This window comes from Streptomyces sp. NPDC048718, assembly GCF_043198875.1.
Lineage (GTDB): Bacteria > Actinomycetota > Actinomycetes > Streptomycetales > Streptomycetaceae > Streptomyces.
Genome location: NZ_JBICVG010000029.1, coordinates 22,105 through 48,459 on the forward strand (window position 1 = coordinate 22,105; position 26,355 = coordinate 48,459).

The 26,355-nt window shown below is 67.8% G+C and carries 14 protein-coding genes and 6 pseudogenes; 11 read left to right on the forward strand and 9 right to left on the reverse strand.

The features are described from left to right. Positions 1-112: 112 nt before the first annotated feature. Positions 113-1,255 (reverse strand): NAD(P)-binding domain-containing protein, encoded by a 1,143-nt coding sequence (locus ACGFRB_RS32885; protein WP_393248284.1) that lies wholly within the window; start codon positions 1,253-1,255, stop codon positions 113-115. A gap of 86 nt (positions 1,256-1,341) precedes the next feature. On the opposite strand from ACGFRB_RS32885, the gene ACGFRB_RS32890 reads away from it, so the two are divergent. The 3 genes and pseudogenes from ACGFRB_RS32890 to ACGFRB_RS32900 all read left to right on the forward strand — a co-directional run bounded on the left by ACGFRB_RS32890 (position 1,342) and on the right by ACGFRB_RS32900 (position 6,588). Continuing rightward, the gene (locus ACGFRB_RS32890; RefSeq protein WP_393248286.1) at positions 1,342-1,734 is read left to right on the forward strand and encodes a secondary thiamine-phosphate synthase enzyme YjbQ; all 393 of its coding nucleotides are present in this window, start codon (positions 1,342-1,344) and stop codon (positions 1,732-1,734) included. Positions 1,735-1,916: 182 nt separating this feature from the next. Next, positions 1,917-5,651, forward strand: a complete 3,735-nt coding sequence (locus tag ACGFRB_RS32895) for an ATP-binding protein (protein ID WP_393248288.1) — start codon at positions 1,917-1,919, stop codon at positions 5,649-5,651. Between the two features lie 50 nt (positions 5,652-5,701). Continuing rightward, a pseudogene (locus ACGFRB_RS32900) lies at positions 5,702-6,588 on the forward strand (IS5 family transposase). Between the two features lie 5 nt (positions 6,589-6,593). Here the strand turns inward: ACGFRB_RS32900 and ACGFRB_RS32905 are convergent. Together ACGFRB_RS32905 and ACGFRB_RS32910 are read right to left on the reverse strand one after the other, a co-directional pair. Next, the gene (locus tag ACGFRB_RS32905) at positions 6,594-7,172 is read right to left on the reverse strand and encodes a DUF6368 family protein (protein ID WP_393248290.1); all 579 of its coding nucleotides are present in this window, start codon (positions 7,170-7,172) and stop codon (positions 6,594-6,596) included. 170 nt (positions 7,173-7,342) lie between these two features. Next, positions 7,343-7,507: a hypothetical protein gene (locus ACGFRB_RS32910; protein ID WP_393248292.1), complete on the reverse strand. Its 165-nt coding sequence runs from the start codon at positions 7,505-7,507 to the stop codon at positions 7,343-7,345. A gap of 79 nt (positions 7,508-7,586) precedes the next feature. Between ACGFRB_RS32910 and ACGFRB_RS32915 the strand changes: the two are divergent. The 3 pseudogenes from ACGFRB_RS32915 to ACGFRB_RS32925 all read left to right on the forward strand — a co-directional run. Next, a pseudogene (locus tag ACGFRB_RS32915) lies at positions 7,587-7,904 on the forward strand (IS5/IS1182 family transposase); the annotation flags it as partial. Between the two features lie 15 nt (positions 7,905-7,919). Beyond that, positions 7,920-9,121, forward strand: a pseudogene (locus ACGFRB_RS32920) (IS110 family transposase). Continuing rightward, a pseudogene (locus ACGFRB_RS32925) lies at positions 9,112-9,348 on the forward strand (IS5/IS1182 family transposase); the annotation flags it as partial. The pseudogenes ACGFRB_RS32920 and ACGFRB_RS32925, both read left to right, overlap by 10 nt. A 40-nt stretch (positions 9,349-9,388) precedes the next feature. Here ACGFRB_RS32925 and ACGFRB_RS32930 read toward each other — a convergent pair. The 4 genes and pseudogenes from ACGFRB_RS32930 to ACGFRB_RS32945 form a co-directional block, all read right to left on the reverse strand. Further along, entirely contained in the window at positions 9,389-10,279 is an 891-nt protein-coding gene (locus ACGFRB_RS32930; RefSeq protein WP_363007870.1) for a serine peptidase, read from the reverse strand. Further along, entirely contained in the window at positions 10,279-14,862 is a 4,584-nt protein-coding gene (locus ACGFRB_RS32935; RefSeq protein WP_393248294.1) for an AAA family ATPase, read from the reverse strand. The genes ACGFRB_RS32930 and ACGFRB_RS32935 overlap by 1 nt, the downstream gene beginning before the upstream one ends. Before the next feature lie 209 nt (positions 14,863-15,071). Continuing rightward, on the reverse strand, positions 15,072-19,097 hold the full coding sequence (locus tag ACGFRB_RS32940; protein WP_393248296.1) for a hypothetical protein: 4,026 nt from the start codon (positions 19,095-19,097) through the stop codon (positions 15,072-15,074). A 254-nt stretch (positions 19,098-19,351) separates the two neighbouring features. Beyond that, positions 19,352-20,120, reverse strand: a pseudogene (locus ACGFRB_RS32945) (transposase). A gap of 93 nt (positions 20,121-20,213) precedes the next feature. On the opposite strand from ACGFRB_RS32945, the pseudogene ACGFRB_RS32950 reads away from it, so the two are divergent. Further along, positions 20,214-20,764, forward strand: a pseudogene (locus ACGFRB_RS32950) (hypothetical protein). Positions 20,765-20,963: 199 nt separating this feature from the next. Here ACGFRB_RS32950 and ACGFRB_RS32955 read toward each other — a convergent pair. Then, positions 20,964-21,167, reverse strand: coding sequence for a hypothetical protein (locus ACGFRB_RS32955; protein WP_393248298.1), 204 nt, complete (start codon positions 21,165-21,167; stop codon positions 20,964-20,966). A gap of 365 nt (positions 21,168-21,532) precedes the next feature. Next, the gene (locus ACGFRB_RS32960; protein ID WP_393248300.1) at positions 21,533-22,699 is read right to left on the reverse strand and encodes a hypothetical protein; all 1,167 of its coding nucleotides are present in this window, start codon (positions 22,697-22,699) and stop codon (positions 21,533-21,535) included. A gap of 144 nt (positions 22,700-22,843) precedes the next feature. Between ACGFRB_RS32960 and ACGFRB_RS32965 the strand changes: the two genes are divergently transcribed. From ACGFRB_RS32965 to ACGFRB_RS32980, 4 genes are all read left to right on the forward strand, one after another. Continuing rightward, complete coding sequence (locus ACGFRB_RS32965; RefSeq protein WP_393248302.1) at positions 22,844-23,035, forward strand: hypothetical protein; 192 nt, start codon at positions 22,844-22,846, stop codon at positions 23,033-23,035. 1,399 nt (positions 23,036-24,434) lie between these two features. Continuing rightward, a complete protein-coding gene (locus tag ACGFRB_RS32970) occupies positions 24,435-25,253 on the forward strand; it encodes an ATP-binding protein (protein WP_363007889.1) in 819 nt (272 codons plus the stop codon). Continuing rightward, positions 25,250-25,912: a response regulator gene (locus ACGFRB_RS32975; RefSeq protein WP_393248304.1), complete on the forward strand. Its 663-nt coding sequence runs from the start codon at positions 25,250-25,252 to the stop codon at positions 25,910-25,912. The genes ACGFRB_RS32970 and ACGFRB_RS32975 overlap by 4 nt, the downstream gene beginning before the upstream one ends. 144 nt (positions 25,913-26,056) lie before the next feature. Then, a complete protein-coding gene (locus ACGFRB_RS32980; protein ID WP_363007893.1) occupies positions 26,057-26,179 on the forward strand; it encodes a lasso RiPP family leader peptide-containing protein in 123 nt (40 codons plus the stop codon). The last annotated feature ends 176 nt before the right edge of the window (positions 26,180-26,355 follow it).

The following is a 26,355-nucleotide window of genomic DNA, read 5'->3' on the forward strand; positions in this document are numbered from 1 at the left end:
CGCGGCGCCGTCGGTTCCCCGTCCCAGGGGGCCGGCGGCGCCGCCGCGTGTGCGCGGGGCGGCCCTGGCCGGACCCGGTCGGGCCGGTCGGGTTGGCCGGGGCGGGCGGGGCTCAGCCGGTGACGGCGGTCGCCGCCGTGCGCGGAGTGGCCCCGAGCGGCGCGGGCGGCGAGCCGCCGAGCAGCGCGCGGATCTCGCGGACGGCCGCGCGGCCCGCCCGGTTGGCCCCGATGGTCGACGCGGAGGGGCCGTAGCCCACGAGGTGAACCCGAGCGTTCCGTACGGCCCGGGTCCCCTCCAGCCGGATGCCGCCGCCCGGCTCGCGCAGCCGCAGCGGCGCGAGATGGTCGATCGCCGCCCGGAACCCGGTCGCCCAGAGGATCACGTCCGCTTCGACCGTCCGTCCGTCGTCCCAGGCCACCCCGGTCGGGGTGATCCGGTCGAACATCGGCAGCCGGTCGAGGACCCCGCTCGCGCGGGCCTTGCGGATGGCGTCGTTCAGCGGGAGCCCGGTCACCGACACCACACTGCGCGGCGGCAGCCCCTGCCGTACCCGCTCCTCGACCAGCGCGACCGCGGCCCGGCCCGCCTCTTCGTCGAAGGGGCCCTCGCGGAACACCGGATCGCGCCGGGTGACCCAGGTCGTGGCGGCGGCGTGGCGGGCGATCTCCATCAGATGCTGTGTGCCGGACGCGCCGCCCCCCACGACGATCACCCGCTGCCCGGCGAACGCCTCGGGCCCCGGGTAGTGGGCGGTGTGCAGCTGACGTCCGAGGAAGGTCTCCTGGCCCGGGTAGTGCGGCCGAAACGGGCGCTCCCAGGTGCCGGTCGCGCTGATCAGCGCCCGCGTGGCGTACACGCCCTCGGACGTCTCGACCCGCAGCCGTCCACCCTCGCCCTCCCGGCCCTCCCGTACCGCCGCGACGTCCACCGGCCGGTGCACCGGCAGTCCGAAGGCTTCCTCGTACGCGGCGAAGTACTCCCCGATCACCTGCGAGGACGGCCGGTCGGGATCGGCCCCGGTCAGCTCCATGCCGGGCAGCGCGTGCATCCCGTGCACCTTGCCGTAGGTGAGCGACGGCCAGCGGAACTGCCAGGCCCCACCCGGCTGCGGCGCGTGGTCCAGCACCACGAAGTCCCGCTCCGGCTCGAACCCGGTGCGGCGCAGGTGATACGCCGCCGAAAGGCCGGCCTGCCCGGCGCCGACGACCACGACGTCGACCGCGCGCTCCTCGTGCACCCCGAAATCGTTCACGATTCCACTAACGCTGCCCGGGCCCGCCGTCTTCCCGCACCGCCGCCGCACCTGTGCGCCCCGCCCGGGAGCGGCAGGATGACCCCATGGCCTTCGACACCACGCTCCTCACCCTCACCACGGGCTCCAGCGAGACCGTCACCGACCTCACCCGCCACTGCGAGGACTTCCTCGCCTCCACCGCCCACGGCCGCGACGGCCTGCTCCACCTTTTCGTCCCGCACGCGACGGCGGGCCTCGCCATCCTGGAGACCGGCTCGGGCAGCGACCACGACCTCCTCGCCACCCTCCACCACCTCCTCCCGGCCGACGACCGCTGGCAGCACCGCCACGGCTCCCCGGGCCACGGCCGCGACCACGTCCTGCCCGCCCTCGTTCCCCCGCACGCGACGGTCCCGGTCCTGGCCGGCCGCCTGGAACTGGGGACCTGGCAATCGATCTGTCTGGTCGAGTCGAGGGGTAGTAACCGAGACAACTGACCGCGCATGACGAGGCATATGGCGACTGCCGTCAGGTGGCGTCGTTCGGACTGGCTTCAGCTCGTAGAGGATCGATCACAGGCATCCCGGGGCAGGGATACCGGTCCTCTGCAGCCTTTGGACGTGTCACGGGATCCGCTTGGTGAGGTGCAGGTATCCGGCCTTGAGGCCTCCTCCGTGCTATGACTGACGGCATGGGGGAAACGGAGGCCCGGAACCATGTGGACGGCGGCACTTTCCACGGGCCGGTGATTCAGGGCGGGACTGTCTACGTTCAGTTGGATGGCAGCCTGCCGCCTGTTGGCACCGCAGCGGAGATGGACCCCTGGGTGGCGTCGGCTGCCGAGTCGTCTGTCTGGTGTCACGTGCCGCCGGACCGAGACGTGACGGTTGCACGGACACATGCGCTGGCTGTCGTCGGAGCGTTGGCAGCGGTACGCGACCGGGCCGAAGCCGCGCTTGGCGACGATCCTTGGCAGGACCCGGGTATGGCGATGCGGTTCGCCGAGCGGGTGGAGTGGCTGCTGGGTGAACCGGACGCGGAGGGCGCTTTCGAGTTGTACCCCGCAGAGGCGGCGCTACTTGTCATCCTGCCGTTCCTCTACCGCGCCAACCAGCTGCAGGCTGTCGCCCGGTGGGCGACTGCCGTTGTGCCGGAGCGACTGGGTCACACCGTGGCTGGCGCAGGCCCCGAACGGCAGTCCTTCGAGGCATTCAGTGACGAACACGGCATGCTGCGGGAACGCAGCAGACTGCGCCCTCAGTCGGCGGCGCCGATCGGTTGGTGGCTGTTCCACCGGTGGCTGCTGCGTCGAGGAGGGCTCGCTGACCCGGCGGATGTGGCGGAACTGCTCTCGGCGGTGGATGAACAGTCCCGCCCCCTCGGCGAGATCCTGGGTGCCCGTCGGGTCACGCGCCTGTTGCATGGCATCCGGCGAGGGCCTGATGTGGCCAACGCCGAGTTCCTGGAGCAGTTGCCGGCCGACGACCGGGTGCGTGGACCGGGACATCAGCGGGTGCGCGAGCGTCGGCTGGTCTTGCTGCTCGCCCTGGCCTTCAGCACTTGCTTGGACATCACAGCGCTACCGGACGTCGTGGTGGAACACCTCGGCATCCCGCACTCCGTAGACCTCGGACAGCTGCGGGAAACGGTCGAACGCGCGGTCTGGGGAGGCGAGTCGACGCTGCCCGTGCTGCGTGCTGACTGCCACCACGAGGCTGTCATCGAGGGTCTCCGGGCCTACACGGCGCGCGCTGACGAAGTCCTGCACGCCGTCGACCGTGCCGGCCGGGAGCGGATCACCTGCGCCATGCCGAGCCTGCCGTCCCGGCTGTCGGCAGACCAGGTCCGCCCGCCCGACGGTGTGTTCGACGGGTGGGCCGGGTTCCGGATGGACGAGCGTAAAGTGCGTGAACTCCTCATGGGTGTCCATCTGTACAAGGACCGCGATCTCGCGGTGCGCGAGCTCTACCAGAACGCGTTGGACGCCTGCCGCTACCGCCGGGCGCGCACCGAGTACCTCGACCGGACTGAGTACGCTTCCTACCCCTACGAGGGCCACATCGCCTTCGAACAGGGCGTCGACGCGGAAGGTCGCGGGTACGTGGAGTGCCGGGATAACGGAATTGGCATGGGGGACGCGGAATTGCGCGGCGTGTTCTCCCAGGCTGGAGCGCGGTTCGCCGAGCAACCTGAGTTCAGACTCGAACGCGCCATGTGGGATCGGCTGGACCCGCCCGTCGCACTGTTCCCCAACAGCCGGTTCGGCATCGGCGTGCTCAGCTACTTCATGCTGGCCGATGAGCTCACGGTCACCACCTGTCGGATGGACCCGACCGGCCGTCCGGGGCCGGTCTTGGAGGTGTCGATCCACGGACCCGGCCACCTGTTCCGGATCGTCGAGCGGGCGTCCAGGGGCGAGGAGTGTGGGACCACAGTCCGGCTCCGCCTGCGGGAACCAGCGGCGGACTGGTCCTGTGTGGACGTGCTGGAACGGGTACTCGGCGTTGCGGAGTTCGACACCGTGGCCGTGTACGGGGACCGCCACGCCAATTGGCCGGCCGGCCAGGTGCAGGTGCGGAAGCAGCCGGAGCGTGAGCGCTTCGGCTTTGACGCCCACGGGGCCCGGGCAGTATGGACCGACGCACCGCACGGCGTTCAGGTCACCTGGACGGAACACGGTGGGGCACTTCTGGTGGACGGTCTGGTCGTCCAGCCGTCGGTCCGTGCCGGGATTTTGTCGACGAGTGATGCTGGTCTGAGTGGCGTCGTGGTCAACCTCACCGGGGCGTACGCTCCGAATCAGCTGTCCGCTGACCGCATTCAGGTGCTCGACGATGTCTCCCCTGCCTTGCTCGACCTCCTCATCCCGGCGGCGGAGGCTCTGGCAAAAGCAGACGAGCATCTTCCGGAGTACGACTGGCTGTGCTGGATCGCCCGGACCAGCCCGCAACTCGCGGACCTGCTGACAGCGGCGGCTATGGCGGCCGGCCGGGCCCTGAGGTTCGAGGGGCGAGCGGCCGACCTCGCGCGTACGGGCGTACTTCCGGGGGACACGCACCTCCTGTCGGGAGGGGTCTCGCACCGAGGAAAGGTGTCCTGGGACTTCTCAGGCTTTCCACCCGATCACATCTTCCTCTGGCGACTCCTCGCGCATGCTCCGAACAAGATTCTCGATGACCTTGCCGAGCACTGTCCGGAGTTGCGGGACACTGCTCCGGTGCTGGCCGCCATGCCGTCAGACCAACTGCTGCTTTCTGAGAAGGGCGAGGAGAGCCGCTACTGGTCCTGGCACGCATCCGCAGACCTCAAGGGGGACCATTGGTCCGAAGCGGTGAACCGTTGGGGCGTCTCGCCGCACGAAGTGGCTCATCGGGCCGCCAGAATCGGCCTGAATGGCCCCCGGCCCCAGAGCCTCTCTGACGGGGCCATGCGCAAGGCGATGTTCGAAGGGCTGTTGCGTCGCGACAGTGCCCGGCCGGAGGACGGGTGGTTCGACACCGGCGACACAGTGCCGGCCGGCCGGATCGCACAGGCCAGCCTGGAACATGGTCTCAGTGTCCCCGAGGTTTGCTCACAGTTCCGCGATCACGGGTTGACTGCCGAGCCCGCAAGCCTGCCGAATCGCCCCTCGGCGGAGGCCGTGGAACTGCTCAGAGACCTCTGCGCAGAGTCGCCGTCCTGGTTGGATCGTGATCGCTGCCTGCCGCCCTTGCAGATTCTCAAAGCCGCGAAGGCTCTGGAGAAGCCCCCGGCAGAGATCCTTCGCAGGTACCCGGAACTGGGCTTCCAAGTACCGAAGACGTTCCCCGCGAACGCCTCAATCAACGACATCGCCCTATTCCAGGACAGCTGGAGCGGGCTGGCCGCAGACAGGTGCCCACCCGGTCCTGTGCCCTATCAGCCGATTCTTGAGGCAGCGTACGGAGGGTCACTGCCGGACGTGATTTCGAGGCTGGAGGACTATGGGTATCACGTACCCCTGCGTGCTCCCGTCACCCTGGACGAACTGGACAAGCAGCTGCTGGGCCCTCACGGGCCATGCTCATGGTGGGAAGTGGCAACGGGCGAGGCGATGCCATTCGCTCATCTCCTGGTAGCGGCACAGAGTTTGTTCCACATGCCCCACGTACTCGTGGAACGGTTTGACGCCTACGGAGTCCCCCTCTCCTGCCGCACGCTTCCCCAAGGGCTCACTCTGACCACTGCGATACAGCTTCTGAGGAGAAGCGAGTACTCGGACGACGACCACCTGTCGAAGGAAAGCAAAGTCTCGTTGGAAGAGCTGGTCGAGAGGGCCCAGAGACTGAACACATCCACTGCACAGGTCGTCGACTGGCTCACCCAACTGGGCATCTCGGTACCAGACGTCCGACGGCTCCTGCGTGACGCGCTCGACCGAGTCCCGCGCCCGTAGGTCTGCACCCAGTCGGCGGTCCTAGGTCGTGTCTCATAATTGATCTTGTGGTGGGGCGAGGAGAGCTGACAGGCGCGGCCTGGGCGCGAATAGAGCCGTTGCTGCCGAAGCATGACGGGGCTGGCCGGCCGTGGCGGGATCACCGCCAGGTGGTCAACGGAGTGATGTGGCGCCTGCGGACCGGGGCGCCGTGGCGTGATCTGCCGTCGAGATACGGCCCCTGGCAGACCGTCTACCGGCGCTTCGCTCACTGGGAGAAGGACGGCACCTGGGCCAAGTTGTTGGAAGAATTCCAGGTTCGCGACGACGCGGTGGGTGCCGTGGAGTGGACGGTATCGATCGACTCCACGGTCGCCCGGGCGCACCAACACGCCGCTGGCGCTCGGAAAAAGGGGATGGACCCGGGGACGAATCGGAAGATCCGGCAGCAGTTGCGCGTCGCGAGGCACTCGGCCGGTCGCGAGGCGGGCTGACCACGAAGGTCCACCTGGCGGTCGACGGCCGGGGCCTGCCGCTGTCGATCGTGCTGAGCACGGGCAACACCGCCGACTGCACCATGCTGCCCGTCGTGCTGGACGCGATCCGGGTCCAGCGTGCCGGAAGCGGACGACCTCGTACCAGGCCCGACCGGGTCGTGGCGGACCGGGCGTACTCCTCGCGGAAGATCCGTCATCTGCTGCGGTAGCGGAAGATCAGAACGACGATTCCCGAACGGCGCGACCAGATCGCCAACCGGGCTCGCCGCGGCGGACTGGGCGGCCGGCCTCCCGCGTTCGACGCGCAGGCCTACCGTGGCCGGAACGTGGTCGAACGGTGCTTCGCGCGGCTGAAACAGTTCCGGGCGGTCGCCACCCGGTTCGACAAGCTGGCGGCACGCTACCGTGCCGGCGTGCTGATCGCGTCGCTGGTGCTGTGGCTGCGGGAGACCACGGGCTGAGCCGACTACTTGATCAGGTGGAACTCCGGGTGCTGCAGCCAGGCGGCCAGGAACTCCGTATCACCGACGTGCCGGAACCAGCGGTCGCCGCCGCCCATGTCGTAGGAGACCTCCGCGACCGTCCCCGGTAGGGATGCCACCAGTGTCCTCGCCGTGGCGAGGTCCGCCTCGTCGCGTGTTTCATCGCGCGGGGCGGGGTAGCCCAGGACGCCGTCGAAGTCGACCAGCGTGCCGAGACGGCGGGCCATCCCGAGGGCCAGATGGCCGAGCAGCAGGTGGTTCTCCGGCCCCGAGCAGCCGGCGCAGAGGATCAGTCCCTGCACCGGCGGCACCGGAAAGGCCGAGTAGTCCTCGTCGTCGGCCGGTAGGCACTCGTCCTCCGACAGGAAGAAGCCGCAGGCGCCGGCCGGATCGACGTTCTGCAGTCCCAGGTGCGAGGCGTTTCGCACCCGGAAGCTCAGATCGCCGCCGGCCTCGGTCTCGACCGGTTCGCAAAAGGTCTGCAGCCACGGGACTACGTCGGTCAGGATGTTCTCGAAGCCACGAGGCTCGAAGAGCCACAGCCCGACTGCTGGTCCCGACACGATGCCTCCAGAGACGCGTGGTCCGCCGCCACATGTGACTCGGTTCTACCAGCCCCTGGAAGTCCGTGCGTGATCATTTATGAGACACGGCCTAAGGGCTGTCCCGTAACTGCTGTCGCCAGTCCGCGCGGCATCCTGCGATCGGATGCACCGCGCCGGCTCGCCGCACTTCACGCCGCTGGAGTAGAGGCCCCCTCGTGATTGCGTCCCATGAACTTGATGCCTTGGGTGCGCCGCTCCACATGAGCTAGCAGGAGGGCTTCAGCGCCCGACTTGGTCGAGAGCTCCAGGAGGTTACCGGGCTGGAGATTCCCGGCGAGGACATCGATCGTCATGGCGGGGATGGTACGGCTTGATCGCGAGATGGATCAGCCAAGGATGACTGACGTGCGGTAGCAGGCTGGCCATGGTGGGATGATCTTGCTGCGGCTGGCATTGATCACGGCGTCGGAGCCGCCCCGGACAGCGCCTTCACGGGCGGTTGGGAAGATGGTGACAGCGTTGCGGCGCGAGTCCGCAAGGGCCGACCGTGGAGCCTTCCTCTGGAGGACCGGGCCCTGCTCGTCATGGACTGACGCATGAACATGGCTATGCGCCAGCTCGCCGCCGTTCGGTGTGTCCAAGTCTGAGGCGGACAGAATCATCGATCACCGCGGGCTGATTCTTGCTCTCCGGCCGCGAAAGCGGTTCGCCAACGACACCGTGCTCATCGTGGACGGCACCTTTGTCCCCGCCTGGGAGTAGCGAGTGACAGCGATATGGGCCGGTATCGACGCCCGGAAGACCCATCACCACTGCACGGTGATCGACGACACCGGCAAGCGGCTGCTGTCCCGGCGCGTCGCCAACGACGAGAACGACCTGCTCAAGCTGCTCGGGGACGTCCTCGACCTGGGCGACGAAGAGACGTGGGGCATCGACCTGGCGGACGGCGGGGCAGCCCTGGTCATCGCGGCCCTGCTCAACCACAATCAGCAGCTCCTCTACATCCCCGGACGGACGGTCAACCGGGCTTCCGAGGGCTACCGGGGCGACGGCAAGACCGACGCCAAGGACGCGGCGGTCATCGCCGACCAAGCCCGCATCCGACGCGACCTCGCACCCTTGCGGCCCGGCGGCGAGCTGGTGTCCGAGCTGAAGGTCCTCACCCGCCACCGCCGAGATCTCAGCGACGCCCGCACTCGGACCATCAACCGGCTCCGCGGCCACCTCACCGAGATCTTCCCCGGCCTGGAACGCGAACTCGACCCGGGCGACATCGGCCCCCTGGTGCTGCTGACCGGCTACCGGACCCCGGCCGCCATCCGCCGCACCGGCCGACGACGCCTGGCCGCCTGGCTGCGCAACCGCAAGGTCCGCAACGCGGACGAACTCGCCGCCACGGCCGTCCAGACGGCCGAAGGGCAGCACATCACTATCCCCGGCGAGGACACGACCGCCCAGGTCGTGCACTCCCTGACCAGGGAGGCGATGGCCCTCAACGAGAAGATCGCGGAGACCGACAAGCTCATCGAGGGCCGGTTTCGCCACCACCGCAGCGCGGAAGCGATCACGAGCATGCCCGGCATCGGCGTCCTGCTGGGCGCCGAGTTCCTGGCCGCCACCGGTGGAGACATGGGCGCCTTCGCCAGCCCGGCCGGCTGGCCGCCTTCGCCGGCGTCTCCCCAGTGCCTCGCGACTCCGGGAAGGTCAGCGGCAACCTGCACCGCCCCACCCGCTACAGCCGATGCCTCCAACGCGTCTTCTACACCTCCGCGTTGGTCCGCATCCGTTGCTGCGACGAATCCCGCCGCTTCTACGATCGCAAGCGCGCCGAAGGTAAACGGCACAGCCAGACCGTGATGGTTCTCGCCCGCCGGCAGGTCAACGTCCTGTGGGCCCACTTGCGTGACGGGCGGTACTACGACCCGATACAGCCCGTCATGCTGGCCGCTTGGCAACTCCCTTAGGAATCGTAGGCGGCAGGCGGCTCGCCTGGAACCGCAACGACTGCAAGGCATGGGAGGAATTCGGCGGCAATGCGGCCGCCGGCTAGACCCTCGCGTTGGCCGACGGACGCTACCCGGGCACCGGACTGGTCATCCCGCAGCGCCGCGAGCGCCGCCAGACCGAACTTCCGGACTGGACAGAAATACGCGACAAGTCCCACAAGAAGGTCCGAGCCCGGGTTGAGTACGCTCCTTCGCAGAGGCATTACCTGCGATGACGGATCGTTGCTACGACGCGCCCTGCCGGATTCTCGGGTGATCCGTGTTGAGGATCGCCGGGTCGCGGACGAAGGGAGAGATCGCCGCAGCGGTGAGCGGGGAGGACAAGTACGCTCCGAAGGAGTGGAAGTCGATACGGCCCATCGGCGTGTCGGCGTGTTGGTCAACGGGGAATCGGTCGCCGAGTCGACGAGGAACCGCCACCAGATCACCTGTGTCGGCGAGGTTCACCCAGTAGTGGACCCCGGCAGGCCGGGTACCCCGATCGGCGATTGGCGCGGGCACCAGGTGCTCGAATATTCCTCCCGGGAGGCCAAGAGGAGAGCCCAAGGTCACGAAGCAGTCCACGGTCAGTTCCGGGTGAGTGTGGAGAGCCTCGTACGCTACGACCGAGCCGAGCGAATGGGCCAGCACCACGCGGGGGCGGACCTGCCGGATCGACTCGGCCACAGCAGATCGGGCGGCATCCCGTATCTGCGGAACGTGGAGGTAGCGGCGGACCTCGCCCGCTAGCTGGACGGCAAGTCGAATGACTGTCCCGATGGGGATGCTGCGGCGTTGGGACACCCAGGACAGGATCTGGCGCAGTGGCGCAGTGGCCAATCCCTGCCGTTCCCGGAAGGTGGGTGAGCCGAGGGCCAGCGCCCACGCGATGACGATGGCCTCTTCTCGCTTATCGAGAGCAGGTACGTCCAGCACGGCAGCCTGCCGCTCCGCGGCGTGGGTGTGGTGAGCGTAGTACGCGGCGTGTATGGCAGGGAGCAGGTAGTCGTTCAGTCCTGCAGCCGAGAACCCCTGCTGCAGCTTGAGCCTCCACTGCCCTGCCAGTTTGGTGGCCGCCTGTTCCGGCGAGCGGCCGCTCAGGTGGTTGCCGATGCCGTGCACTGCGACGATCGTCACTATTCCGGTCCTTCCTCGACGTAACAATGAACGGAGTACGCCGGGAAGCGCCACGGGCCGCCAGCAGTCACGCCGGCGACCCCGCTGATCTCGTACCAGCGCGCTTCCAGCCGTAGGACCTCGAATCCGTGCGGCGTGAGTATGTCTACGAGAACATCGTGTAGCTCAGCTGTCGTCACAGTGATGGGACGGGAGTACACCAGATTGTGGGAAGGGGGCAGTCCTCCCTCCCATTCGTCGATGGTGTGCAACTCCCATCCGTCTGCGCCGGCATCTCCACATAGCAGTTCGCCCGGCAGCCAAGCCAGGACATGGGTGATGCGGACGGTCGGCTGCGCTGGGCGGGTTGCCGGCGCCGTTGCGGAACAGGCCCACCCGAGGGCCGCAACATGGCCGGCCGTGGTGCCTACCAGCACACCGCTTTTGTAGGGGACGAGTGCGTGCACCTGCCCCGGCACCGGGACCGGATGCCCGAGTAGGTCGCCGGATTCGGCGTCCCAAGCCTGGACCGCTTCCTCGCCGACAGCGGCCACGAGGACCGGCCTGCCGTTCACTTGGCTGACAGTCACGACCTGCGGGTCGGTGACGGGTGCGGAGCCTATGAGCGAGGCTGTTGCGAGGTCCCAGACCCGTACCTGATCGCCGTCCGAGGACCGCTCCGCAGCGAACAGGCGCCCGTCGTGCGTCGCGATCGCTTCGATCCGGTCCAGCGTGATCGAATGCAACAGGGTGCTGTCAGCCAGGGACCAGAGACAGGCTGTGCGTTCGTTGTGGACGCTGATCAGGAGAGAATCGCTGCCGACGTTGCCCGCGACCAGTTGCGTGACCGGCCCCTCCACACTGCTGAGGACGCGGGAGGGCGACTGCTTGCTCGTGTCCCACACGCGGATGCTGCCGTCGGCACCGCCGACCACGGCCCACACCGAATCTCCGTGGGGCACAGCGGCCAATGAGGTGGCCGGGGCGGGGAGACGAACCGTCGATGCGAGGACATCCTCAAGGACATTCCAGGTGTCGAGCTCATTTTCCTTGGTCACCGTGACGACGTAAGACGCGGTGTCAGTCGTCACGGTGGCGACGTGGCTGAGCTCGCCCAAGTCGCTCAGCTCGTGATCCTGGGAGCCGGTGATCAGGTCCCAAGCCTTGACCTCGCCGGACGCGAGTTCGGCGCTGAGGACGAGTTCTGAGTTGCCGAGTCGGATGGTGCCGAGCACTGTGGTGTGGTGCCCATGGTCTTGGCCATGGCCGAACCGGGGACAAACGTCGAGGTCCCACACCCGCATGTTCCCGTCGCGATGGGCGGTCAGCGCGAGCTGAAAGCGGTCGACACGGCGAATGTCCGCGAGTCTCACCCCGCGGTCTTGGGCTCCGGTGACCACATGGACGGTCTCACCGTTCCCTCGTACCGCATACATGACGGGGTGGTAGGCGATGAGGGAGAAGAGCGGGGCGCGCGCGTTGACGGGCAGGATCCGCACTTCCTGTAGCGGACCCTCCGATGAGATGGTGACTGGCCGCTTGTCCAGATGCCGCACCACCCTCGGCTCGTGATCCTGAGGTGCGGCGGGCACAAAGTGAAAGCGGAGGGAGCCGTCTTCGGACTCCAGGCCGAGCAGCGAAGCAATGGCGGCGTTCCCGGCCTCGACGGTGTCGAAGATCGTGCCGAAGGACTCGTCCAGCAGGCCGACCAGACTGATCTCTCCACTGACCCGACCGACTGCAAGGACAGCCTGGTCGCCGGTGCCGACGAGGGCCAAGGCTGAGACTCTCTCACCGTCGAGGTGTGCGTTGGCGAGGGGGGAACCCGTCGCGAGGTCGTACATCTGGAGTACGTTCTGGCCAGTGACCGAGACAATTACCGCCTGCTCGTCCAGATCCATGATCGCCATCTGGGTGATGGTGCCCTCGCCCGTCCGAGGAGTCGAGAAGTGCCGGAACGCAGTGTCGGGGCTCGGCGTGACGTCCCATGCCTGGAGGGAGCCGTCGGTGCCGGCGAATACGGTGAGGAGTCGTCGTCCGGAAGAGCCCAGGGCCAGGGCTGACACCGAGGTGCCCAACTCGTCTTCGCCGATGACGTAAAGCAGGGACTCCTCGGACACGCCCGTGCTCCAGTGCGGACGGAGTACGGCCCGTTCATCACGGAGACCGCGTGTCAGCTCTGCAGCCCGATAGGTCGCCAGGGACTGGCGAAGCTTGGCACGGCGAGTCTCCAGCGGCATGCGCTGGCCAAAGCGGTTGCCGGAATCGAAGCGACCGAAGGCCGTTCGGTAGGCGACCCCAGCCCGCCTCGCCGCCGGGGTTCGCGTCCGGTGAACGGCCTCCCAGATGCTGCTGTGGTCGGCGTGAACCAGGTACTCCGGGTCCAGGAACAAGTGGTCGACCGCGGATCCGTACGGTGCAGCGACTGCATGCTCCATGAGGTGTCGCAGGAGGTACGGTGCGGCGAGGTCCCACCGAGGCCCCTCGGCGGCCCATCGCCCGGGGACGGTCGCCAGTAGCTCGTGAAAGAGGGTGTCGGCGTACCCTTCGAATTCGGCCCCGGCGTTACGGAAGTGCTCGGTGATCGTCTCGTGGAAGAACCGGTAAAGCTGACGCCCGTCAGAGTCGATGCTCGTCCGCAGATAGAAGCGGGCGGTCGCCAGCTTCTCGTGAGCCTCGCCCGGGGTAAGCGGGCGAAGCTCGTGACCCGCGGCCATGGCGGCAGCGGTCGCCGCTGCTGCCACAAGCTCCAGAGGCATACCCTGCCCCCGGGCTTGCGCCAGCCCGACCATCAGGTGCCGCATCCACGGGTCGTCGTCCAGGGTGTTCCGCAGGTGTAGTTCGAGTAGGTGCGGCAGGCTCTGCGGCAGTTGGGCGACCGCCTCGGCGGGATTCAGGGGTACACCGGTTCGCAGAAAGTCGGCGAAGAGCGCTGCGACGAGGAAGGTGCTGCGATCGGGGCTATGAGCGATCGCGGTAGCGACCGCACGGGCTACGGATTCACGAAGGGCCTGGTCCTCGTAACTGGGCGCGCTATACAGGATGTCGGCGATGTAGGTCGTGAGGTCGCCTGTGAGGTCTTCGGCACTAGAGGAGGTATCCAGGTCGAGCACCCGCTCGTGGGCACCGGGCACGTCCCAGACCTGGTGTCCGTCCGTCTGCGGCGGGCGCATCCCCACGAGTGCCCGGAAGGCGGGGCTGCCGTCAGAGCGATGCGTTCTCAGGAGCTCGGTTCGCAGAAGACTGACGATACGGTCGCTCTCCAGGGCTTCGTCAATGGCATCGAGGATGAGTACCACCGGCTCCGGAAGGTCCTGAGCGATGCGTTTGAGCTCGTCCAGCGCTTGCTCACTGTCAGCGACGGTCGGCTTCGATTCCTCGGGATTCAGCTGAGCCAGGATCGAAGCCACCACCTCGTCCCTGCTCCGGTGCCGGGCATGGACCGCGACAAGGGTCGGGTACCGACGCTCCGGGCGATACTGAGCAGGAATGCGACCAACCAGTCCAGTGCTCAGCTCGGCGAGCTGGTTGTGCGACAGAAAGACGGTTACCCCCAGTAGCGCCGACTTTCCGGACCCAGGGCTTCCCGTGACTAGCAACAGGGGTTCGTTGCTCGCCAACCAGGAGCGGATCCGTGTCAGTTCACGGGTCCGCCCCGTGAACAGACTGCCCGTAATCGCTGAGGCGTCGCCAAGGCGGCCGGACGCCCGGGTGAGGAAGTGCACGGGGTCCAGACCAGGGTCGAACTCCGCCGCCAGCTCCCGGACTGCCAGCCGAAGCCGGCCCCGAAGCCGCTGCCAGCCGTCTGTACTGAATGCCGGGTTGGCGAAGAACTCCGGTACAGGCAACGAGGCGGCTCGGCGTGGCGAGTGCACCACGGTCTGCGGATACCCCTCGCCGAGGCGGCCCAGCTCCCGCGCGATCTCGTCGGCTACGGTTTCCACCGGTACGTGGGACAGCGCCGGAGAAATGTCCCAGTGCCCCAAGCGGAGCCGCTCCAGGGCCTGGGCTGCGGCCTTGGTGAACCGCGCGGCGTAGGCGCTCTCGTCCGCTGTGCAGGCTGCAATCACCCAAGTTTTTCGGTCGCCTTCGGGAACGTCCTGGAACAGCTGATAGTCCGTCGCGGCCCCTGCACCGCAAACATCTAGCAGGAGTAGGACGGGGGACTGGTCGGAGCCATGCTCGACCTCATTCAGCCATCGGCCGACGTCGATTGCCGATCCTGGAAGGTCAGTCGGACGGGTATCGTGCACAGGCAGGTACAAGACCCTTCCGCGAAGGACCCCGTGTCCGGCAAAGTGCACGATACGTGGCAGGCCCCCCGAATCGTGCCGCAACCGCCGCCAGTGTTCCTCGACGCCGACCCGGTCTGCATTGATCACCGGGTCACCGATGTGCAGCCCGTCGAATCGTGAGAGCGCCACGCCAAGTTCACGTACCTGCGGTTCAACCGATGGCAGGGGAGACAATCCCGCCGAGGAGGGACTCCACTCGCCATCAGCCGCGTTCTCAAAGTTCCCAACTCCGAGCAGAAGTGCTCGAACCATCGTTCCCCCGCGCCCGTTCGATTGGATCTCCAGACTATCGGGATCGAGACTGCTCACTCCTCACGATCAGATTCACTGCTTGACTTGCGACTGTCAGCATGCATGTCCGTAGAGGCTGCAAGACGGCGTTGGCCCCGCACCTGAGATCTTGTGCCCATGGCAGCGTGTGCGCCGGGCTACTCCAGGCGTGATGTCCCCTTGGTTCTGGTCTGGGTGGTGCTCGATCGGCGGCGGCCGGCCGGCTGATCCTTGGCCCGCACATGCCTTCAGTCGGTCGCTGGGAGGAGTCGTGCCGCACGGTCGGGATCGAGATCCCATTGCAGGGTGATGGTTGTCATGCCTTCCAGCTGCAGATAGTCCTCTGTCATACGGCCGACTGCTCCTTGAGCGATGGCGCTTGCGAGGTTGGGTACGTCAGAGTTTCCAAGGGATGGGTCCTCAGTGATCTCGCTCTCGACCCGACGAGCAAGGGTGTCGAGGAAGTCGAGAGTCATATTGATGACCGGATCCCACTGGCGGAGGCCCGTGATTACGAGGCGTGCCTGCTGGAAATGCGTCACCGCCTCGTCGGCGGTGTTCTGGTGTCTCTGGTCCGTGTCCCGCAGGGTCGCGAGGTGAGCCAGCCCGGAGAGGCACTGGAGGGCCTGGTGGGCGGCGATGGCAGCATCGGTGAGGGGGGTCGGGTGTGCCTTGGGAAGGTCGGAGCTCCAAGTGTCGAACAGGTCGAATCCCGGCCACGGAGTCGTCTGAAGCTGTCGCGCCAAGAGCCTTACCGGCTTGCCGTCGAAGAGAGGAACGAGCAGGACAGACCTACGGTTGCCCTGGGTGCCGGGATCGTGCTTCAGGAGCGAGCACAGCTGTTCCACTGCCGTTGGCCACTGGGTGAGTTCGACGAGCTTCACGCCCACCGCGAGTTCCACGGCAGGCCACTCCGTTGAGTCTGGCTCGGAGATGGGTCTGGTGTACAGGCTGACATGGAGCCCTGCTGTCCTGGCATCGGACTGGAGTTTCAGGGGCACGATCTCTGCTCGCGCACTGGCAGTTCGGCGGGCGAAGTCTGCCGCTCGACCGAGTGCCTGGGCGGAGGGCCCTGACCGCGCCGCGGCTGTGAGTTTCTTGGGTCCGAGAGCGCCCCAGGCGAGTTCGGCCAGGACTGCGTGCAAGTCGGAGAGCGTGCTCACAAGGTGATCGAGGACATCCGGAGGCTCCTGGCCGATGAGGTGCCAGCGCTCCTTCTCCCGTACCTGCAAGGCGAGGTGCGTCAGAGAGTCACCCACGTAGCCGGCCAGCGCTGCGTACCCCTTGGGGTCTGCGAGCCTTGCCGTGAGGTTCTCGGCAATCCCGCTCACGAGCTGTTGCAGGTGGTCGGCTCCACCTCCTGGAACGTCATCGCCGACGGGCAGCGTGGACAGAAAAGAAGTGTCGACGGGGAGTGTCAGTGAGGCGGCCCAACTCTGTAGCGCTGCCTGCGCTGTGCGCAGGTCCTCGGCGTCTTTGGGCTGACCACGACCGACGCACCAGATCCGGGTCAGATGCGTCAGATACCGGTGAAGCACGGGAAGTGAAGAGGCTGCGGTCGCGGCTCGGGTGGTCCAGTCGGCTTGGCCAGCCACCATTGCACCGATCAACGCGCGCGTGCGTGTCCACGCCATCGAGGCGGACGGTCTGTCGAACTGCCGCTTCAGACGGCTGACTCCGCTGGTGAAGTCGCTGATGGTGAGGGGCAGACCGCTGGGCATCAGATTCTGGACGTCGACACTGTCGCACTGCGGAAGACAGCGCAGCAACAGTTGCCCAAGCGCTCTGACCTCCCGTTCCGCGTCCGGCCGCGCCTGGTCCGACACGAGAAGCAGGCGGGCGAACGCGACCCGGCTGTCCTCACGACTGACGACGGACGCCTCAGTGATCCACGGCGAATGGGTCGTAATGGCGTGCAGCACTCGCTCCTCTCCACCCGCGATCTTTAACAGCTGTTCGGCCAGGGGGACCGACACCGCCCGGGCGGTGGAAAGAATGTCTCCCAGGAGATCGAGCGGTGCATTGGCGAGCAGTTGATTGAACGGGGAATCGGAGAGGGCCGCCGGCCAATCTGTGAGATCCAGATCCGTTCCGGCAAGGACGGCGAGCAACCGCTGGGATTCGACCGGCTCCCCGCACTCCGACAGGAGGAGGCTGATCGCTGCCGTGCCGAGTCGCTCCGCGAGTGCGTCGCGCAGTGGGGAACCGGACGAATCGGCTGCCCGGATCTCAGTGATGGCCGCAGCGATCTCGGGTTTGAGCTGTGGCAGCAGCTCTCCGTCCACGAGCGCGAACTGGATGGTGGTGCGGCGCAGCGCGGGTGGGATCCGGTGTCGGTCGAGGGTCCGGAGCCAGGCGGCCGCGGTGCGGTTGACGTCGACCAGCCGAAGAGCTTGCAGAACGCCGACGGTCGCCTCCACCGAGGGGCGGTTGCCGAGTCGGACCGCGATCTGGTCCAGCACGACGGGATCCAGCTCGGGGTGGTCAGTGAGGACGCCGGCGATGAACGGCTGAAGCTGTGCGTCCGCCAGCAGCTGCATCACTGAGAGCACGGTCTCATCCAAGACCGGCGGTGGAATCGCGTGCACGGCGTCGGCCAGGTGTGCCGAGCGCAGCTGGTGCAGCCCGGACAGTCGTCCGCTCCGCTCGTGAACGAGGTGCTCATCAGCCAGGCGGGACAGCGCTATGCGGAGGTCCGTGTTTCCCAGCCCCAGCTGCTGCTGAAGTGTTCGTACGGGCAGATCGACGCCCCAACGGTGGGCGATCGAGATCCTGGCCAGGATCTCGATCTCTGTCTCCCGCCCTTCGATGACTCGCCGCTCGACCTGCTCGGTCAGGAGCTCCGAGAGCCTTCGTCCGCGGGTGAGGAGATGAGTGAACTCCAGGGTCAATCCGTTTGCCGCGTTGTACGCCTCTCGCCAATGCGCGGCTGTCGTGGCTCCGGTAGCCGACAGCCCGGCGTGAATCTGCTCAGCGACCTCCTCATCGAGGGTCACCTCGATCTGGGCACAGTCGGCCCGGCTTCGAAGAGGCAGCAGGTCCTCACTTCGGACCGAGCCCAGGAGTAGGACACCAGGGATCGGGGCGAGTTCGCGGTAGAGGGTATCCCACGCCTCGGCCGCTCCGATGCCGATGCCGTCCACGATGAATCCGACCGGAGAACGGGCCGAGGGCTGCAACGCCTGCGCCAGCCTTACCAGAGGGACAGCGTCGTCGGCCTGTAGCCGCCTGATGCGATACCAGAGCACATGCCTCGTCACATAGGCGGCCATCCACATCACGGTGGACTTGCCGATACCGGAGGGGCCGGTCACGAGGACACTCTGACCTCGATGGATCGCGTCTGCTACCTGCCCGGTTAGGGCCGGGCGAGGGGCCGGAAGACCGGCAGCGATGTGGCCGGGCCGCACGTCGATGCCTTCGTGGAAGCCGGCTGACGGGAGCGGCCGGTCGAAGTCCACCGGCTCGCAGAGGCCCGTGGCCAGCGCCTCCTCCAGAGATGCGTGGTCGATGGTTTCCGCGACCTCGGTTGCCATCCGTGCAATATTCGCGCGACTCAGCCCTGCTGCTCCCTGCAGGCTTGTCTCAGCGTTGGCATCGGCCTGACGTGCGACGGCGCTGCGTAGAGCCAGGACGACTGTCTCCGCAGCTGCCGGCAACAGCCCGAGTCGATGGGTCACAGCGCTGCGGGTGTCCTCGGCGGCGGCACGCCAAGGCAGGACGTAGAGACTGACGGCATTGCACCATGCGTCGATTTCGCCCTTGTTCAGGCCGGCCTTGGCGGCTTTGGCGTTGAATGCCTGTAGCAATCGATGGCCTTGCGGGAGGTTACTCAGGGGAGCGCCCCACTGGGTGAGCCATTCACCTTCGATCGGCCGCTCTAGCACAAGAAGGGATCGGCCTGCCACACCTGCCTTGACGCGCTTCATGTGTGCTAGAGCCATGGTGACAAGATGCCCGGCAACTTCAGGAGCGATGAAGTCGCCCATCCGTTCCTGGCGGGACTTCACTTGCACGTGCCAGGGCGTCGGCCCCTCACATGAGAGGTCTTCCAGCCCTTCAGGGACGATGCGATCGGCATCGAGTGCACCGGAGATGATGCGGCCACACAGCCAGGCCCCGACAGCGTCCTGATAGTGGAACCCACGCCCGGCCCGTGCTCCCGACCGCGTGGTTGCCCACAAGGTCTCCCCAGGACCGCCGCCCGGTTCGCCTGGCTGAACGGGGGCGGAGGGCTTGACCCTGCTGTGCTGCCCTCTGCTCTTGCTGGTCATCCGAGAAGCATTGCAGACCCAGCTGGGAAGCCGTGCGGCTCTCCAGCTACAGCCGGTCGCGCTTCTTGAAGATCACGTGCAGGCTTGTGAAGGCCACCGCCCGGCTGGCACCTGGGGGAGAGGGAGGAGGGGTATGGCCCCAATAGCCTTAAGGAGACTGCCGTTGGGAACATAAGGTAAGGGTTGTCCTAAGGGTTGTCCCGTTAAGGATCTTGGAGTCGCCGGACGTAGCGGCCCACCGTGCCGCATACGGCCTATCCGGCGAGGGTGAGGTTGTGTAGACGGGCGATGCCGAGCATGGCGTGGTGGACGCCGTCGCCTTTGAGGCGGCAGTCGCGGAGGATCTTCCAGGTCTTCATGCGGGCGAAGACGTGCTCGACGCGGGCCCGGACCTGCTTGTGGGACTTGTTGTGCTCCTCCTTCCAGTCCGGAAGTTGGCTCTGGCCGCGCTTGCGGCGGTGCGGGATGACAAGTCCGGTGCCCGGGTATCCGCCGTCGGCGATCGTCATGGTCTTGCCGACGGCGGCCCTGGCGCCGGACTCCTCCCATGCCTTGCAGTCGTTTCGGTTCCCGGCGAGCGGTCGGCCGACCACGACGACCCGGCGTGTGTCGGCGTCGATGACGACCTGGTGGTTGGTGGAGTACCGGTAGTTCTTCGACCGCTCCGATGCTGTGGTCGCGGGTGGGCACGAGGGTGCCGTCCACGATGAGCACGGTGTCTTTGGCGAACCGCTTGCGGGACTGGAGTGCGAGCAGGGGGCCGAGGTGGTTGATGACTCGGCCGGCCGTGGACTTCGAGATGCCGAACAGCGGGGCGAGCTGCCGCAACGTCAGGTTCGTGCGCCAGTATGCCGTGACCAGCAGAACCCTGTCCTCCAGCGGCAGACTCCACGGCCGGCCTCGGTGGATCACATCTGCTCCATCGCGCCGCAGCGCGGTCAGCAGCTTGCCGAAGCAGCGCGGGCTCAGTCCTGCGAACGGGGTTGTCCAGGACGGCTCCAACGCCGTGATCACACTCGCCACTTCATGATCATCACCCGGGCTGGTTCCATGCCGTGACAATCCCGCAGCTACGCTGACCAGGGCAGTCCACAGTGAGTAAGACCGGGGGAAACCGTGAACCGACCGCTGCTGTTCCTCGACGTGGACGGGCCACTCAACCCTTACGCAGCCAAGCCGGAGAGACGTCCAGACGGCTACACCACAATCCGAGTTCCCAGGAACGACGCCCATGGAGACGACAGAGGCCTCTCGTCCCGACGGCGCCCCCTGCGGGTCTGGCTCAACCCAGAGCACGGGCGAAACCTGCTCCGGCTCGGCTTCGAGCTGTGCTGGGCCACCACCTGGATGGACGACGCCAACCGGTGGATCGCACCGGTCCTCGGCCTTCCGGAACTTCCCTTCGTCGACTTCGGCGACGCCCTACTTCAAGAACGCCCCGATGGAGTCCACTGGAAGACCGGACCGCTGGTGAACTACGCAGACGGCCGTCCTTTCGCCTGGGTGGACGACGAGCAGAGCGAGCTGGACCAGACGTACGTGACCGCCCACCACCAGGGAACGGGCTCCTGCACCACGTCAACCCACGGATCGGTCTCCGGGAGAACGACTTCCACACGCTCGCCGGCTTCGCCTGGTCCCTGAGCACCTCACGAACCACCAGCTGAGCACCCACCAGCTCTTCAGACCGCTCCGGACCCCCAGCCAAGATCTTTGCGGGACAGCCCTTAATGGAGGTTGGCGGAGCCGAGGGCTAGCGACATAGACAACTGCGGAGCGTGCCTATAGCCGGAAAGCGGGTCCTCCTCACAGTCCGACCTCGGCCCATGAGAGGGCCGAAATGCCGCTGTGCTGTCCTGTCGTTGGTCAGGGGCAGCCGGGGAATCGGGGTACAGGCAGCGGGTCCGGGAGCGGGTGGCGCGTCCAGCCGGTGTCGTGGTCCCAGTGCAGGACGTGGGTCTGGTCCAGCAGGCAGCCGACCCAGAGGCCGGTGATGCCGGCCGGTACGTTCGGAGACCGCGAGGGCAGCAGGCCCGGGGCGGCGAGGCGGTGCCATGCGGAGGAACGCATCCAGGTGAGCCAGAAGAACACCTCGCGGCGCGGTCGGTCGGAAGCCGCGTTCAGTTTCAGGGCCAGGTCCTCGTGCAGCCCGAAGCAGAATCCGCACGTGCTGATCCAGTTCCTCGATCATGGTCGAGGGCAGGCCGACGGCCTCCGGGATGACCCACGCATCCCGCAGGAGCAGCGCCAGATCGGTATCGCCAACCGGCAGATGGAAATGCAGCTCCCAAGAAGGGACGGTCAACAGACGGCCCCGTACCGCCCGGCTCCGCCGCGCGAGCAAGCGCCGCCCGGCCACTTGGAGAGCACGCAGCACCGCCATTTCGGCCATGGCCGCCGCCACGGTCTCACGAGGGCTCTGGTTCATGATTCTCCTACTGGATCTCGGAGGCGCGCCGCGGCTGGAGGAACGGGACCAGCGGGGCCGGCAGCATGGCGGGAGACCCGAGCAGCTCCCATCGGCAGTCCGGCACTTTGCCGTCGAGGTCGCGCAACGACCGCCGCATCATCAACAGGATCAGGGTGTCCGACGCCCGGTCCGTGGGGGACCAGTGGCGGTCTCCCACCTGGGCTATCAGCACCAGCCCCGACACGAAGGCCCTGCCCATCAGCCAGGCGAGGGCCGCGTCGCCCAGCTCGCCGGCCTCGAACTCCGCCTCGACCCGTGCGCACAGGTCCAGCGCCCACTCGCGGGTCGCCCCGCTCACCTCCCAGGCGTCCCGCAGGTCCTCCAGGGTGGCCGTCTCCGCCAGACCCAGCAGGGCGCCGCGGACGTCACCGGCGGGAACGGTGCTCATCCCGCCGTCCGGGAGGAACACCTCCTGGGCGGCATCAGGGACGTCATCGACCGTGTACTCGGCGAGCGACGCCCCAGGGTTGCCCCACCCCGTCGGCTGCACGGCCCGCAGCACGTCACCGATCCCCTGCGGCGTGACGGCGGCACCTCCACGCAGCACCGTGGTCACCGCGGTAGCCGTGACCTCCCCGCCGGACAGGCTCGGAGGTTCCGGGTTCGCGTCCAGGTCGGCCAGCTCGGGAGGGGGCCACGCCACCCCCCGCTCACGCATGTACCGGGCGATGCCCTCATCGATCCGACGCACCCGCGCGGGAACGAGCCTCACCCGCCGCCCCGAGACGACCACCTCGTCGGCGACGCGCTCCGCCCACTCCTCCTCGTCCTCCCCCTCTTCCGGACCTTCCTCGCCGAGCCCTGCGCCCAGGCCCCGGACCGCCTTGCCGAAGGCGTCCCGCACGGTCTCCTCCGGCACCGGGTGCCCTTCGCCGAACAGCGCCAGCGCCAGGTGAGAGGGCCGAGCCCCCCTCCGCGCCAGCCGGGCGAGCGCCACGACCAGACCGAATGCCTCGTCGCCCGGAACCGAAGCGCTCCCACGCCCTCGGCCCAGCGCCCGCTTCGTGTGTTCCGGCAACAGCCCCGCCCGCCGCCACGACGCAAGCTGCTTCGCCGACACCACGAAACCGTGCTGACGCGCGTGCTCGACGAGCTGCTGATCAGCGGAGACCGGACCACCAGGAGAAGACATGCCGCGAACCTACCCACTTCCGTCGGAAGAGGCCGCGCCTTCGGGAAATAGAGACCCCCCACCTTTACCCGGGCCGGGCGCACCGGGCCTGGTGACCTGGGGGAACCGCCGAGCGCACGGCCCGGCGGCACATCAGGAGGAACCATGCTCACTGCACTGACCGCCCTGCTCCCGACCACCGGCCCCCTGCCCTGGGCCCTGATCACCGTCCTGCACATCTGGATCACCGTGTACGTCGTCATCGTCGGCGTCGCCCTGCTGCACCCCCGCCGCTCCCGCCGGAGGGAAGCCCGCCAGATCCTCGACTGCCACCTCCCCGTCCCCAGGTCCCTGTGACCCTGCTGGAGAAGTGACCGCGGGGTGGTGGCAAGGGCCGCCCCGGCCCCACGGAGCAACCTCTGACCGCCGGTCGGAGGTTGCTCCGTGGGCAGGCGTACGTTGCCATCCGGATAGGCCGGTGTTGCCTTGACGGAGTTTGGTCGACACCAACGTCGACAATCCGGAGCGCCAGGTGCGGTCGAGCTTCCTGAGCCGACCGGGGCGACCGAGGTCGTACTGGGTGTGGCCGCCGTATCTCCTTATGCTCCGGTGAACCGGGAGAGAGGTGCGTGGCGCCACCATGGGTGAGATCGAGCGGTCGTCCGACGGCTGCGGGAATGCCTGCTCCCCGGCCTCGGTCCGATCCCGCAGGCGGTCGACGAACGTGTCGGCGTCGCCGTTCTCACTGGTGAACGTCGTGCATGGCTGCATCAGTGCGCCGTCCCGGGCCGGCGTGGGAAGACGCGCCGGGACCGGATCAGGTGGGTCGACCCGCCGGCCCATCGGCAGTGGGAAGAGGGCCGTGGGCTTGGTTGTGTGTGGGGTTGCTTCAACGGAGGTACCTGTGCCCGGCCCACGAATCGTGCTATAGTGCCGGCCACTTGCGGGAGGAAGGCTTGCTTTCCTCCCTCGGGGTTGAAGACGCGAATGCCGTGCACGAAGCTCGCTGGGCAGGTGACTCCTGGCCAGGTGGCGCTGTCTGGTTCCCCTGGGGGAGGGCGGCGTCTCCCGGCGCCGTGGTGGCCGGGGGCGTCCACAACCGTGACGGAGGCCGGCCGGGCGGGCCGACGCTCTACCGGATGGCGTGGCGGTACCTACTGGCTGTGGCCGTGGTGTGAGGAGGGGAAGGGCTGCTCAAGCAGCGACCGACCCCTTGCCGGTACCGCGGCAACCTGGGTGACCGGCTGGAGGTGCCGGCCGGCGCCGACTGACAGCGCGGACGCCGGATTATTTCCTCTTCCGAAAACCCGGGCGGTAACCGTCTTTCGTGGTTCGGCCATTCCGCTCGCGGTTTCTCCGCTGTACTTGACGGATTTCTCTCTACGCTCCGGACAAAATGCCCGGGCAAGCGGACTGTCGACCGCTTTGGCGGAACGCGGCCTCGCAGTCCCGCGGTTCTGCGAGAAGGGCGGATTCCTCGACCCTTGGGCCGACAGCTTGCCCTGGCGCCCGGCGTGCCCAATGCGGAGGTTTGAGACGGCGGGCGGCTTTCCCACGACGTCCGGAATCCGGCTCCCTCGTGTGCCGACAGCGAGTTAACTTCGGTCACATGAGAATGCGGCGGGGGAGAGAACGTCACAGGGAGAGAACGGAGCAGAGCGGTTGTCGGGAGGAGGAAATTCCGCTGGGCCGGTTACGGGCCGGGTGGGGAAGTCTCCCCCTGGACGGGTTGCGGCTGAGTATGGGAGTAGGCCTCGTGCTCGTGCTCGGACTGGCCCCTTTCGGGCTGTTCGGGATCGTGCCGAGGCCCTCGGGACTGGATCTGGCTGACGCGGCGTCCGTGGCCCTGTGTCTCCTGGGACTCGTGGGCAACGCCTGGGGTCTGCTGCCGCGCTGGCAACTGGCGCGGCAGGTGGAGCTGTCCGGCACTGGGCTGGGCGAACAGCTCGTCGCCGCCAGAGAGGACGAGCGCAGCCGTCTCAGGGTCGATCTACACGACAGCCTCGGCCCGGCGCTCGCGGGGATCAGGCTCCGTCTCGACGTCGCAGCCGAGCGGGTCGCCCAACCGGGCACCCGGCGGCTCATCCTTGACGCGGCCGCCGAGACCGCCCGCACCGTCGACGACATCCGGCGCATCATTGACGACCTTCGCCCACCGGACCTGGAGGGCGGAGGACTCCACAGCGCGCTGCGCCAACTGGCGCGCCGGGCAGGCGGCGTGGAGCGGTTCGACGTCCGCGTCGAACTGCCCGAGTACGAACCGGCGCGCAGGCTTTCCTCCGCCACCGAACTCGCCGTATATCGCATCGCCTCGGAAGCCCTGACGAACGTCCTGCGTCACGCGAAGGCACGGACCGCGACCGTGCGGCTGGCCGATCGCGATGGCTGGCTGATCCTGGAGGTCTGCGACGACGGGAGCGGCCCACCCGGGCCGGAAGCCAGTCGGCGCGGGGTCGGACTCGCGTCCATGGCCCGGCGGGCCGAGGAAGTGGGGGGCTGGTGTCAGGTGCTGCCCCGGCACGACGGCCGGGCCGGAACACTCGTCCGCGCGACCCTGCCCTGGAGTGAGGCATGACGATACGTGTTTTCCTGGTGGACGATCACTCGCTGTTCCGTGCGGGAGTGCGGCTTGCGATGGAGGATGTGGAGGACATGGAGGTGGTCGGCGAGGCCGACAGCGGCGAGGAGGCCGTCAAGGCCCTCGTCGACGAACGGGTCCAGGCCGACGTCATCCTGATGGACATCCAGATGCCCGGTCTGTCCGGGGTCGCCGCGGTCTCCGCCCTCGCGGCTGCCCACCGCCCCGGCGAGGAGAGCCCGCGTGTGCTGATGATGTCCGTGACGGACGACGACGACATGATCGTCGCGGCCCTCAGGGCGGGCGCCCACGGCTACCTACTCAAGGGCGCCCCCCGGGCCGAACTCATCCGGGCGGTGCGCACTGCCGCCGCGAGCGGCGCGGTGTTCAGCCCGACCGTGGCGGCACGGCTCAGCGGATACTTCTCCGCGGTCCACGAGATGCCGATCCGCGTTGCTTTCCCCCAGCTCACCGAGCGTGAACGGCAGATCCTCGACCTGATCGCCCGGGGGTATCCGAACCGCCGGATCGCCCGCGAACTGGTGCTGGCCGAGAAGACCGTGCGCAACCACGTCTCGCATGTCTTCGCCAAGATCGAGGTGAGCGACAGGGCGGCCGCCATGGTCCGGGCCCGCGACGCCGGACTCGGCGCCTGACGGCACGACGGGACCCGGTCGGGTCCGTGGACCCAGGAGCCTGGGACGACGGGAGTCGTACGTTGGCGATGCAACGCCGGGGCGGACCGGTGGAGATGACCGGCGGTCCGCCCCGGACCAACCCGAAGCGAAGGATGTGATCACATGGCCACGTACGAGGAATACGAGACGCCCGAGCTGGTCGAGGTCGGCGACTTCTCCGAGCTGACCCTCGGCTGGGACAACCAGTGCGTCGATTGGTACGGCGGCGGTGCCTGGGTCTGCTGACCCGGCTTCATCCGTACCCCGGGCCGTGACGGCCCGACCCACCCGGGGGGGGGGGGGGGGGGGGCCCCCCCCCCCCCCCCGCGGGGGGGGGGGGGGGGGGGGGGGGGGGGGCCCCCGCCGGTGTGGTGGCTCCGGGGCGCGATGGGTCGGAGGTGCCGTGGCTCGGGGTGTCGTGG